Here is an 11796-nt window from a genome sequence, read left to right as displayed (position 1 = left end):
AGACTGCCCTCCTGTGGGGCATCGTCGTCGAGCACCGGCGCCGCTTGGAGGAGGACGACGAGCCCTGCAGACCGGCCAATCCCGTCGAGGATGCCTTCGAGGATGGCGCGGCCCAGCCCGTGTCCGCGGTGCGCTGGTTCCAGTTCGATGAACGAGATGTAGAGGAGGTCGCGTCCCCATGATTCGTCGAGGGAACCGATGAGGTCTGGTCGGACGATCTCGAGCATTTCGCCGAGGTTGGCTAGCTCGTGGCTGTGTGGGTCGAGGGCCATGAAGATGCTGCGCTGGTCCGCGGCGTCAGGGATTACGTATGCGCCAGCCTTGCCGACGGGCACCTCAATGGAGTCGCCTTTCTTCCTTGGGACTGCTGAAGGTTCGGTTGACTCCTGACTCCAGAGGTTCTGAGGTTCCTCTGGTGGGAGGATGTGAACCATGGCGAAGCCGTATCCGAAGGAGTTCCGCGACGATGTCGTGGCCGTGGCCCGCAAGGGCGAGGCGCCGCACAAGCAGATCGCGAGGGACTTCGGGATCAGCGAGGCGACGCTGTTCAACTGGCTCAGGGCCGCCGACACCGCTGACGGGGCCCGGCCCGGGGCGAGCCCGGCCCAGGCCTCGGCCGAGGTGAAGGAGCTGCGCCGGCGGGTGCGGCTGCTCGAGCAGGAGAACGAGATCCTGCGCCGCGCGGCCGCATATCTGGCCGCCGGCACGCTCCCAAAATGATGTACCCGCTCGTCCGCGAGCTGGCCGCCCCGGAATCGCCCGCAAGGGTGCCGGTGGCGGTGACGTGCCGGGTGCTGGGCTTCTCCAAGCAGGCCTACTACAAGTGGCTCCAGAGCCCCGTGGCGGGCCGGGACTGGGACGAGGCCCACCTGGCGAACGCAGCCATGGACGTCCACGCCGACGACCCCGCCTTCGGATACCGGTTCATCGCCGACGAGCTCGCCGAGCAGGGGTATGCGGCCTCGGAGCGGCGGGTGTGGCGGGTCTGCTCGGCCCACGGGGTGTTCAGCGCCTTCGGCAAGCGCAGGGGCCGGCGCCCCAGGCCCGGCCCGCCGGTGCACGATGACCACGTCCGGCGCGAGTTCACCGCCGAGGCCGTGGACGCCCTGTGGCTGACCGACATCACCGAGCACCGCACCGGCGAGGGCAAGCTCTACCTCCGCGCGGTCAAGGACGCCTGCTCCAACCGGATCGTCGGTTACTCGATGGACTCCCGGATGGAGTCCTCCCTCGCCGTCGCCGCGCTGCGGATGGCCGTCCACCAGCGCACACCCGCCGGGACCATCGTCCACAGCGACCGGGGCAGCCAGTTCAGGTCCAAGAAGTACGTCCGGCTCCTGCGCAACCACGGCCTCAAAGGCTCGATGGGAAGGGTCGGGGCATGCGGGGACAACGCCGCCATGGAATCCTTCTTCGCCCTGCTGCAGAAGAACGTCCTCGACACCCGCACCTGGGCCACCCGGGACGAGCTCCGCCTCGCGATCATCACCTGGATCGAACGCACCTACCACCGCCGGCGACGCCAGCGCAGACTCGGCCGTTTGACCCCCATCGAATTCGAAGCAATCATGACCAAGACCGCCGCAGCAGCGGCCTGACCGAAGAGTCAACTAAACCTTCAGCAGTCCCATCCGGCGACCGTCCCGAGGCACAGCCGTGTGAAGTACTGGTGGGACTGCCCCAAGCACGGCCCGCACCACCAGACTCCAGCCCATCGCGCGCGGGGCCACCGGTGCGGGAAATGCGGCATCGAGTCCATGGCGGCCACCAAGCGGACGCCAGAACCAGGCTCCTCGCTGGCCGATGTTGCCCCGACGGTAGCCGCCACTTTTCACCGACGCTCAACGGCGGCCTGCCCCCAGCCGACGTCAGGCCCGACACCGAGACCGTGTCTATGTGGATCTGCGCAGAGCACGGACCCTACCGCCAAAGCGCCAAGCTCCGAGCGGCCGGGGCCGTCGGCTGCGCCAAATGCAGGGCGAAGTCAGCCACCCCTATCTCCGGCTCCCACCCCGAGCTCGCCGCCCAATGGCACCCGCAGCACAATGGCGGCCTCTCCCCGGAGGGTGTATCCCGCGGCTCATCGCTCAAGGTGTGGTGGGTGTGCGAGACGCACGGCGCCTTCCAGGCTTAGGTTCGGGCGCGGGCTGTTCAGGGCAGCGGCTGCGCGAAGTGCGCCCGGGAGAACCGGAGCAGCCCCGTTGTCCTCGCACACGAGCGCCCCGAGCTGGCCGCAGAGTGGCACCCGACGCTCAACGACGACAAGACCCCAGAGACCGTCAGCCGCGGTAGCGACTACCGGGCGTGGTGGATCTGTCCCGACCACGGGGACTACCAGATGAGGGTGTGGGCCCGCACCTCCAGCGGCCAAGGCTGCCAGAAGTGCGGGAAAGAGAAGGTGTCTGCGTTCCATCGTCGACGACGATGTAGATTGCCACGCATCTTGGTCCGTAGGACACACTTGCGAACCCCGTGATTCCGCGGGTTCCACCTCCCGACACGGTCTCGGCTCTGTCATCGATGATGGTCCTTTTCTACGCCCGAGCGCGCCCCGACTCGACGACTGCCCAAGGGCCGCGAAACCCTGAGAAGGTAAGTTCGCGTGTAGCGTTTAGCGCACCTTCACCGGGCATTTTTGCGGGGTATCTGCGACTCCGCAGGTCCCAGTATGGTGGGCACCTGACGGTGCCTCGAGCCGGCGGAGTCGTCCGGTGGAGGGCCGGCTTACGGACGCCCGCAATCGGGAAGCAGTTGGCGCGCGAATTTTCGTACCGAAGTGGGACCTTTTGGGTGTGAGACAACCCTCAGCTTCATCGGGGGACAAACATTTCACAAGTACGAAGTCCGCTGGTTCAGCACCTGGCGCCCTGTACGATTGAATTGGTCATCGAAGGTCCCCCACTTCCAACTAAACACGAGGAGCCCCTCCCGGCCCGAGAGCCGGAAGGGGGCTCTTTCTGTGCCTAGACCATTGCAGCGCAACGCTTAGAGACATCTGTGAACAGCTCGTTGGAGCGTCTCACCGCGAAAGCTGGGTATGCGTCCGACGCATACGCCCCGCCAGTCAAGTGCAGTCGTGAACCTCCACCGTCCTCGAGCACCTGCCCCTGCCAGCGAAGAAGATACCCGATGGCGCCGCCCTTCGACCGGAAGGTCACAGAGCGGGTGAACTCGTCGAACTGTGCCTCCTTGTAGGGCCCTTGGGTCAAGGCGGCCTTCACAGCTGCGTAGAGCGTGTTAGGGGGGACCGGATAGACGCGGTCAAAACTCTGCTGGACGTCTGTCATGGCTTATCCCTCCAACGGGGCAACCCTGCCCACATAGCCAGGTGGCACGCACGGCGCGGACCATGGCCAGCATATGAGTAGGTGCCAAAACGAAGAAAGCCCTCCGAGAACCCCAAGAAGGGGACCTTGGGCATTTTCGTATTTCTAGACAATATGAGGTGAGGTCGGCGGCCCGGGTCCTGCCCGTCCGGATGGCTCATCATCGCCGGGCCAGTTCGGCGGCGCCGGCTTGGCGAGGACTTGGACGGCTCAAACGACCCCCTGTACTCCAGCGCGGACGAGGCGATGTCCCGAATCGTCCCGCTGGTGCCCAGTCCGGTCCGCGACTTTGCCGAGGCCGCAAGCCTGTTCACCACGCCCGACGTCTGGCTGCAACTGCGCCCTGTACTGGCCACGTGGTGGGCCTGAACCGAGGCGCCGCACACATGGTCGGGCATGGAAACCTTGGCCCCGCTCAGCGAGCTCATCCCCGACCCCACCCGCCCCTGCTGCGACTGGTCCCTCGCCTTCGGCGCCCGGCTCCGTGAGGCGATCGCCGACGACCGGTACGCCGCCCAGCGCGACAAGCTCTACGTAGCCCAGAAGCTCCTCCAAGACGGGGGTGGGCGAGCCGTTCGGGCGTTCAAGACCCTGCCTGGGTCCCGCAAGGAAGGCTACCAGGCGGAGGCCGCCAAGCTGTGGGCCTGCGCGATCGTCCTGTCCGAGCAAGCCGACACCGCGGTCCGCGCGGAAGAGGACGCTGCGCTCGCGAGCTCTGCAGCGTGTGCTGTGCACCCATCCCGGACCTCCAGTGCGGGGGCCTCTGCGAGGGCTGCTTCGCCGCACAGTCGGACGAGTACGAGGCGGAGCTCGACGAAGTCGCCTGAGGATCAGGTTCCCGCCCGTCCAGGCCCAGACCGCCCGGCGGCCAGCCGCAAGGCGATGCCTGCAGCTATGCTCAGCACATTGGACATGACCAACAAGAATGGGGGCTGCTGGAATGGGGATCTTCCACTTGACGCGGCATTGACAGACTTGTCTCCTCTGGCGTCATCATCGGATTCACCGCACGCGTCCGCGATGAAGCAGATCCGCTCGCAATCCATGCGATTACGCTCATCGAGGTCGAAGGAAAAACGGCGGATCAAGTCATCGCACGACTTCGGGGCTTTCCGGAGGTCCTTTCGATGCACACCACGAACGGCCGCTGGGATCTCGTTGCCGACGTCCACACTGAGAGCCTGAGCGCCTTCGACGCGGTGCTAGGGCGGATCCGGAGAATCGACGGGATCGCGAACACTGAGTCAAGCTTTCTCCTCAGCTCTGTGCTCCGCTGAGAGCGCGCATAATGCGCAATTCGCGTCGCCAATGTGGCAGGGCGCCTGGCAAAAGCCATGCGTTTTGCGAATTGAAGCCGCGTATAGGCCGTTCGTAGGGTTGATGGAACCAGGCTAATCCAAAGAAGGAGTAATCAAAATGGCACGTTTTGTCGATGTCGGAAACATGGTCCGCTGGGCTGCCAGCCAGAAAAGCGGAGGACATCATGTCCGGCATGATCGAATATCTCGAGGAAGACTTCCGCCGATGGGAGTCGTTCGAGAAGACCGCTCGGGTTGCAAGCCATACCGGGCTCGGCGTCATCGAGCTCATGCCCACAAGCACGAAACCTACGCCTTCAAGTACGTCAACGGCGACCCGTCCAATCCGTTCCGGGGCTACCAGACCGTGACGGCGTTCGGCGTCCTCGCCGACGTCCACAACGGCTATCCGAGATTCCTCGCCGAGATGACTGTGCTCACGGCACTGCGAACGGCGGCGACTTCCGCCATGGTCGCGAAGCAGCTGGCCCGCCCAGAGTCCCGTACGATGGCGATGATCGGATGTGGAAGCCAGGCCGAGTTCCAAGCCCTCGCGTTCCGCGCATCCCTGGGGATCAACTCCCTCCAGGCGTGGGACACCGACGCTGCAGCGACAGAGAAGCTCATCCGCAACCTTGCCCCCCTCGGCTTCGACGTGATCCCAACAACGTCGGCGGCCGAGTGCGTCGCCGACACGGACATCGTCACGACCTGCACGGCCGACAAGGCATACGCAACCATTCTCACAGCCGACCTCATTCGTCCCGGAATGCACATCAACGCAATTGGCGGAGACTGCCCGGGCAAGACCGAGCTCGACGCCGCCATCCTGACACTCGGGGACGTCTTCGTCGAATTCACTCCGCAGACCCGAATCGAAGGCGAGATACAGCAGATGCCCCCGGTGTTCCCGGTGACGGAGTTCTGGGAAGTCCTGACCGGACGTCGTCGCGGGCGCATTTCAGAGGAGCAGATAACGATCTTCGATTCAGTAGGGTTCGCCGTCGAGGATTTCTCAGCCCTGCGCTACTTGCGCGATGCCGTTGACGGAACCGAGTTCTTCGAGGAGATCGACCTTGTGGCCGCCCCCGAAGATCCCAAGGACCTCTTTGGCCTCCTCCGCGCGACCACACCGACGCCGCTGCTCTAGCGCTCTCGGACCATGTCCCGGCCCCCGGCCGGCGTCCTCACGGAGGATCGTTGGGCGCCAGGGGCGCGATGGCAGACGCCGGGAGCGATCAGGCTGGTCTCATGCCTCCTGACACGTCAAGCATGACGTCTGAGAGGCCGTTTCAGTTTCTGCCCCCAGCAGGTTGCATCATGCAGGGAAAGTAACCTGTATCTCCAACGGGCTGACCTCCACCTCACCCTCCGGATCGACGAGGACCTGCACAAGGTTGCCGGCCCATGACTGCTCGGCCGCAAGAACCTCGACCATGGTGGCGGTACCGTCATCCCAGGTGATCCCAGAGCGCAGCCTCTGGTGCCAGTGCCCGGCGAACAGGGCCTTCGGGCGGACTTTCTCGACGGCCTCCTGCAGGAGCAGACGGGTCTGGTTGGCCCGCTCGATGGTCTTCTTCGACAGCCCGTCCATACCCTTTAGCCCCTCGACTCCCATTGGCACATCGTGGGTAAGCAGGATGTCTAGCCGGGGCCCCTTTGCGCACTCGGCAACAAGGCGCTCCGCCTCTTCGCGCGTGGGTTCCTCCTGAGGCCACCAGTCCCGCCCGGCGGTCCTCCACGCCTTGTCCACGCTGAAGGCACCGCCCAGAGCTCCGATACGCACTCCGTTGATCTCAAGGACGGAGCCGTTCGGCAGATTCGAGTTGCGATCGGAGATTCTGCGGGTTCCATCTGGATTCAGAACGAGCCTTTCGAGGGTGTCGTGGTTGTCGTGGTTCCCTGCCGCCCATATGAAGTCGATGCCGTTCTGCTCGAGCAGGAGGCGCATCTTCTTCTCCACCTTCCCCCGATGGGCGCCAGGGAAGTCGAAGCCCACGTCCCCGACCCCGAGCAGGAGGTCGATTCCAGCGTGCCTCAGGGTTCGCGTTACAGCGCGGAAATGGTGGATGTGCCCGTGGAAGTCGCCCATGACGGCGGCGCGGAACACCATCAGATTCCTCCTGTCTCCTCACTCATGCGCCGGCATTGATGGGCGTGTCGCCGATCTTCTGCACGCCCAACCATGCCGAGGTGTGTAATCAGTGTGGGCTTCAGCGTATCCAGCTGAGTTCGCGCGATTTGGATTTGCCTATAGGTGCCGGCAGCCCAGACTCGCGTGGGAGGAAAATGTGTCTCGTCGCCCACTCGAAGTACATCTGAAATCAGGAGGTCTGCCCGTGAGCATGCGTCAGCCCGACACGATCCAGCTCGGGGAACTCGGCGAGGCCGCCGTATCGGTGTTCTTCCAAGAACTTGGCTGGGGGCCGGTTTCCACGGGGAAGCAGGACCTAGGCACCGATCTGTACGTACAGCTTCGCGACGAACAACAATTCGATCTCAGACTGCTCCTCGGTGTACAGGTCAAGACCGGGGACGGCTGGTTCGACCGGCCAGACACTGTGGCGGGACGGCCGGGCTGGTGGTACAGCGAATCGGACAAGGACCACGCCGAGTACTGGTCCAACCACCACGTGCCGCACATCCTTGTCCTACAGAGTGCCGACCGCGTCACCACGCGGGTTTGGGCCTCGCTCACCGACAAGACGATTGTCGATACCGGAAAAGGAATCAAGGTCTTCGTGCCGGCCGACCAGCGTCTGGACCCGTCCCATGCTGACGAGTGGATCTCCCTCGCCGGCAAAGCACGGGAATCCATCCAGTTCGAGGGGAGCCGATGGTCGTTCTCGGTCGAAGAGCTTCCTGAAAGCGCCTGGGCCCGGCACGCCCTCATGGCCCCGCGGCTGATCGCGCCGCATCCGAACAAGGGGCCGGCCAGCCCCATTGTCTGGGCGGAGGCAGTCGCGATGTGCATCGAGGCAGTACCCCATCGATGGGAGGAGTTCTCAGCCCGATTCGAGCAGGTCCCGACTGTCCTCGAGGCAGAATCCTCCGAGCACCCCGGCTGGCGCTTCGCTTCGGCAATCCACGAGTGGGTGACCAAGGGCACCCACAACGGCCTCAGAGACCTCGATCTCGAGGAAAGCCCGCGTTCGCTGCGGGTTGCCAGAGCAGTCTGTCTCTCGTCGGCCGAATTCGACGACCTCCGGTACGAAGCTGCGCTGCAAGCCCTCGAAGCGGCGAGCGACGACGAGGAGATGTCCGTCGACCAGGCCTGGCTCAACATTCACCGGGCTCGGATACTCGCTGAGACCGGCGATGCCGCCTCAGCGCTCTCACTGCTGCAGAGAACGAACTCTGTCATCGCAAGCGTCGCAACCGATGTGACGGTAACGGCAGTGAGGTCCGCGCTCATCTGGTCGATCTTTGAACTGACCGACCGCTTCGATACCGATCTCTCCACAGTGCTCCCAGCCATGGACACCGCAACCGGCTGGTGGCGGAACCAGGCCATGGCGAGCGGGCTCAGAGACGCCGCGGAGCGCACGTTCGAAGCGTGGGGCCGAGACAGCTCGGTCCGTTTCGGCGACGGCAATACAGCACACAACGAGCTCTTTTCGGCATCGCTCACCGCCCGGCTGGCAGGTGATCATGCCAGCTGGCGCTCAGCAATTGGGCTCTTGGCAATGGTCGATCTCTGCTCAGACCGCCCCGGCCTGTCGGTGAAGGACAGCTTGGGCGTACTTCGGCAAGCTGGAGGCGAGAGCCAACTCCGCCTCGCTATCGCCAGAGTCCGTGATGATGGCCCGCTGGCTGATCTCGCAGGTGCCATGGCATCTGTGAGTCGCGAAGCGATAACCCGCACGACATGGCGGGCCGATCTCGCCGCGCTGACTCTGGCCGGCGGGTACTGTCCGCCCGAGAACGCGAGGAAGCTGATTTCCTTCTTGCTCGACGGACTCAAGGCGCCTGGCCCGCTGGCACTGCAAATGGGCGAGGTCGAGCCGCGCAAGCGGATGCTCGAAGCACTCTGGGGACTGCGGGATCATTTCGCAGCCGAGGATGGGCGAGAGGTCATCAACTTCGCCCTCTCCCTCGGCCCGGATGCCTCCCAGTTGATGGATCCAGCCCTCGGTCCGCTTCTGCGAGCAATCGACCAGGGGGTGCTGGCCGAGCACGAGGCAGACTTCGCTGCCAGAGCGAAGGATGAAAGCCTTCCCTTATGGCTCCGGACCATCTTCGCGGCGCACGCACCGACAGCACGCGCGGTCCTGACGCAGGCGCTCCTCGGGGGCGATGTCAGGGCCCTGCCAGCAATCGGGACGTTGACTGCACTCACGCCCGGGGAGGCCGCGGCATTGACGAACACGTGCGCCAACACGTTCGCCGGCTACAAGCGCTCCCACAATGGCATTTCCGATGCACTCTACGACATGGGGAAGCTGTGTGCAGGCTTAGCCATCCACTTCCCGCAATCCGGGGCTTGGGACGTGCTCATCGACTTCCTCTGCGATTCCGAGGCCTATGCGTCCCCCAAAAGGCTGGGATGCAAAGTGCTCGCTGCGAACTCCGCGAAAATCCCAAGCGAGTACCGCGAACGGCTCCAAGCTGCCCTCTGGAGTGCAATCACGGACGCGCGCCCCGAACCGCCAGTCTTCTTCTGGTCGGGCATCGGAGGTGCATTCCATGAACTGCTGCTCGAGCTCCTCCCTCCCGAGCATGCCGGTAGAGAGGCCCTCGAAGCGGCCCTCCTCTCAGGCGATCAGTCCGCCCGGTGCGATGCATCGGACTACTACTCGAGGCGTCCTGGATCAGGGCCGATCCTGCTCGCCCTCGCGCACGACTCCGACCGCCAGGTGGCGCATCAGGCGATCTTCGGCCTGGCAAGACGGACGGCAAGCAGCGACGGACGAGAAGATGCCTTCTTCGAGGCCTTGGCAAGCCGGGCCTCAACCGAGGGCGAGGGCAACGCACTCCACCTCCTTGCAGGCCTCGAGGCAGACGAAATCCCCAGCCGGCTTATAGGAATCGTCTCGGACCTCACAGGTCACCCCAGTGCCAGCGTGCGCAGGAAGGCGCGTAGGCTCCTCCATCTGGATTCATCCTCCGCGCAGACCTGAACCCTCTGGACGGCGCTGCCGGAGACGGCGATTCCAACCAACAGGGGCAGGTTCCTCGGCGTCAACCATGCCGTCCGAGCCATTCGCTGATCCGATGGCCCCTCCATTCACGCCAGGACTGCAACACCCGGGCTGCCGATGCAACATCGTCAACGAAAAGGCGCGCCTATCCGGACTCTTGGACCGGGGGGCGCAAGGGGACCACCTCCGAGCCGCGGAGAGCGGCGATGTCCTCACGGTGAGCCTGCCTGGACGCAGCAAGCTCTTCGGCCGTCGTCTCCAGCATCCGTCGGAGCTCCTGGACCTCCCGGTTCAGCTCGACGTTCGCCGATTGGAGCCTGTCGTTGGCGAGTCTGAGCTCAAGGTGGGTCTCTGGATCGACCGCCTCTCGTTGCTCCAGTTGCGACCCGAGCCACCGCTGCCGCTGCCTTTCCAGATCACTTATGCGGTCGCGCATCTCTGCCACGATGCCCTGAGCTGCTTAACCTGATTCAGCAGCGTGAGCTTCTCGGCTCGCAATCCGGCAGCCACGCGCGAGCTTCGTCCATCATCGTCGGGCTCGGTCACGCGCACGATTGCGGTTGACGGGGAGGAACCATGCTCGTGCTCACCCGCAAGCCCGGCCAGAAGATCATGGTCGGCGACAGCATCGTCATCACCGTCCTCGAGGACAAAGGCGAGGCCGGCATCCGCATCGGCATCGACGCACCGAGAGACGTCTCCATCAAGCGCGAGGAGATCTTCGCCGCCGTCTCCGACGCCAACCTCACGGCCGCGAACGCGAACGCGGCCGACGTGCTCAGCGGACTCGCCCAGACTGTCCGGCGCGGCACGTGAGGAAGTCCGCATCGAGGACGCACAATTCTCTCGGCACAACAGAATGGGGGCACCACCATGGACAAGACTGACCTCGAACCACACCACACTTGGGAGTGGGCCCGATGAGGCCGCTGCTCGCCGCCGGCGTCGCCGTGCCCCTCTGGGGCCTGCTCATGTACGTGGTCTGGTTCATGATGCCGCTTGGGATCGTCGTGGCGTGCTTCGCCACAGCGGCGCTGATCTTCGTGGCACTGATGGCCGGCATCATCGCCCAGCTCTCGGGGAGGGACAGGAATTGGGACTGATCTTCCGCAAGCGCGTCCGGCTCAGCAAGGGCCTCTGGCTCAACCTGTCCAGGTCCGGTGCATCCGTCTCGGCACGCGTCGGCCGGACCACGGTCAATTCCCGCGGACGTGCCACCACCAAGCTCGGCAAGGGCCTCTACTGGCGATCAGGCAAGTAGAAGCAGAAGACGGTCAGATCAGCTCGAGCGAGGCGTAGTCCCCGAACTGGGGAGCCGGGGCGGCCGTCCATTCGCGGCGCTCGACGTCGATCGCGTGCTCCACGCCCGTGCCCTTGTGCGTGTAGCTCACGGTCCGCTGGCGCAGTTCGCGGCGGACCAGGGTGCCCTGGCGGAGGTGCTGGGGGAGCTCTCCCCATTCGATCCCGCGCCCGCCCAGCATGGCCTTGCGGTCCCGGACGGAAACGCCCTGGAGCTGGCGGTGTGAGAAATGGTGGGAGGCGAGCATGCCCACGCTGTTCTTCATCGCGTCCTCCTGCCGCCACCGCAGGTAGTCGGCGACACCGTCCTCGCCGGGCAGGTGGTGCGTGCGGCCGTCGAACACTGCCAGCTTCTCGGACTCGGGTCGCAGGGAGTTGAACTTGGCGGTCGCCAGCGCCGCCGTCACGGAGACGACCTTCTGCACCTGCCCGCCGAACCAGTGCTGGGTCTCGGGGGAGGCCAGGTCGGAGAGCACCACGCTGATCTCGTCCGACTGGGTGTAGACGGCGACCGCGCCCTGGATTTGCTCGGCCATGTAAAGGGCAGTGGCCTGCATGTCGGCGGAGAACTTCGCATCGAACGGGCGCTCGAGCCGGCGCGTGTACGCCGAGAAGCCCTTCCCGTCCACACGGATCGCAGCGAAGCTGTTCGCTGGCAGGTGGGTCCGGTAGCTGTGCTCGAGGCGCTTGAACGCCACCGACGCGGGCTCGGTGTCGACGTAAGTGCTCATG

Annotated in this window: 12 protein-coding genes and 2 pseudogenes; 9 read left to right on the top strand and 5 right to left on the bottom strand. The window is 64.9% G+C overall.

Going from position 1 to position 11796, the window contains the following annotated elements; genetic code table 11:
• Positions 1 to 335: pseudogene (locus ACLN58_RS04260) on the bottom strand (hypothetical protein); the annotation flags it as partial.
• 97 nt (positions 336 to 432) lie between these two features.
• Between ACLN58_RS04260 and ACLN58_RS04255 the strand changes: the two are divergent.
• The 3 genes from ACLN58_RS04255 (at position 433) to ACLN58_RS04245 (ending at position 2476) form a co-directional block, all read left to right on the top strand.
• Positions 433 to 1598, top strand: a protein-coding gene (locus ACLN58_RS04255) for an IS3 family transposase (protein WP_415854036.1) whose coding sequence is annotated in 2 segments (ribosomal slippage) — positions 433 to 709 and positions 709 to 1598 — 1167 coding nt in all. Because the reading frame shifts where the segments join, the coding sequence is not laid out codon by codon here.
• Between the two features lie 143 nt (positions 1599 to 1741).
• Positions 1742 to 2134, top strand: coding sequence for a zinc-ribbon domain-containing protein (locus tag ACLN58_RS04250; RefSeq protein ID WP_415854035.1), 393 nt, complete (start codon positions 1742 to 1744; stop codon positions 2132 to 2134).
• 204 nt (positions 2135 to 2338) lie between these two features.
• On the top strand, positions 2339 to 2476 hold the full coding sequence (locus ACLN58_RS04245; RefSeq protein WP_415854034.1) for a hypothetical protein: 138 nt from the start codon (positions 2339 to 2341) through the stop codon (positions 2474 to 2476).
• Between the two features lie 487 nt (positions 2477 to 2963).
• Here the strand turns inward: ACLN58_RS04245 and ACLN58_RS04240 are convergent, their stop codons facing one another.
• A complete protein-coding gene (locus tag ACLN58_RS04240) occupies positions 2964 to 3287 on the bottom strand; it encodes a hypothetical protein (protein ID WP_415854033.1) in 324 nt (107 codons plus the stop codon).
• Positions 3288 to 4291: 1004 nt separating this feature from the next.
• Between ACLN58_RS04240 and ACLN58_RS04235 the strand changes: the two genes are divergently transcribed.
• Positions 4292 to 4603, top strand: a complete 312-nt coding sequence (locus ACLN58_RS04235; RefSeq protein WP_415854038.1) for an Lrp/AsnC family transcriptional regulator — start codon at positions 4292 to 4294, stop codon at positions 4601 to 4603.
• Between the two features lie 155 nt (positions 4604 to 4758).
• Positions 4759 to 5774, top strand: a pseudogene (locus ACLN58_RS04230) (ornithine cyclodeaminase).
• A 168-nt stretch (positions 5775 to 5942) separates the two neighbouring features.
• On the opposite strand, the gene ACLN58_RS04225 reads toward ACLN58_RS04230, so the two are convergent.
• Complete coding sequence (locus ACLN58_RS04225) at positions 5943 to 6737, bottom strand: metallophosphoesterase family protein (protein ID WP_415854032.1); 795 nt, start codon at positions 6735 to 6737, stop codon at positions 5943 to 5945.
• A 232-nt stretch (positions 6738 to 6969) separates the two neighbouring features.
• On the opposite strand from ACLN58_RS04225, the gene ACLN58_RS04220 reads away from it, so the two are divergent.
• Positions 6970 to 9744, top strand: coding sequence for a DUF4365 domain-containing protein (locus tag ACLN58_RS04220; protein ID WP_415854037.1), 2775 nt, complete (start codon positions 6970 to 6972; stop codon positions 9742 to 9744).
• Positions 9745 to 9910: 166 nt separating this feature from the next.
• Here the strand turns inward: ACLN58_RS04220 and ACLN58_RS04215 are convergent, their stop codons facing one another.
• Positions 9911 to 10210 carry a hypothetical protein gene (locus ACLN58_RS04215; RefSeq protein WP_415854031.1) on the bottom strand — a complete coding sequence of 100 codons (300 nt, stop codon included), beginning with the start codon at positions 10208 to 10210 and terminating at the stop codon, positions 9911 to 9913.
• A 131-nt stretch (positions 10211 to 10341) separates the two neighbouring features.
• Here ACLN58_RS04215 and ACLN58_RS04210 point away from each other — a divergent pair, with 131 nt between their 5' ends.
• The 3 genes from ACLN58_RS04210 to ACLN58_RS04200 all read left to right on the top strand — a co-directional run bounded on the left by ACLN58_RS04210 (position 10342) and on the right by ACLN58_RS04200 (position 11026).
• Positions 10342 to 10581 carry a carbon storage regulator gene (locus ACLN58_RS04210; protein ID WP_415854030.1) on the top strand — a complete coding sequence of 80 codons (240 nt, stop codon included), beginning with the start codon at positions 10342 to 10344 and terminating at the stop codon, positions 10579 to 10581.
• Between the two features lie 104 nt (positions 10582 to 10685).
• Positions 10686 to 10868 carry a hypothetical protein gene (locus ACLN58_RS04205; RefSeq protein WP_415854029.1) on the top strand — a complete coding sequence of 61 codons (183 nt, stop codon included), beginning with the start codon at positions 10686 to 10688 and terminating at the stop codon, positions 10866 to 10868.
• Positions 10859 to 11026, top strand: coding sequence for a DUF4236 domain-containing protein (locus tag ACLN58_RS04200; RefSeq protein ID WP_415854028.1), 168 nt, complete (start codon positions 10859 to 10861; stop codon positions 11024 to 11026). The genes ACLN58_RS04205 and ACLN58_RS04200 overlap by 10 nt, the downstream gene beginning before the upstream one ends.
• A 13-nt stretch (positions 11027 to 11039) precedes the next feature.
• Here ACLN58_RS04200 and ACLN58_RS04195 read toward each other — a convergent pair whose 3' ends face one another.
• Entirely contained in the window at positions 11040 to 11795 is a 756-nt protein-coding gene (locus ACLN58_RS04195; protein WP_415854027.1) for a tRNA(His) guanylyltransferase Thg1 family protein, read from the bottom strand.
• Position 11796: the final 1 nt, after the last annotated feature.

It is taken from the genome of Sinomonas sp. G460-2, assembly GCF_047759905.1.
In the GTDB taxonomy this organism is placed as follows: domain Bacteria; phylum Actinomycetota; class Actinomycetes; order Actinomycetales; family Micrococcaceae; genus Sinomonas.
This window is presented reverse-complemented; position numbering and strand designations above follow the sequence as displayed.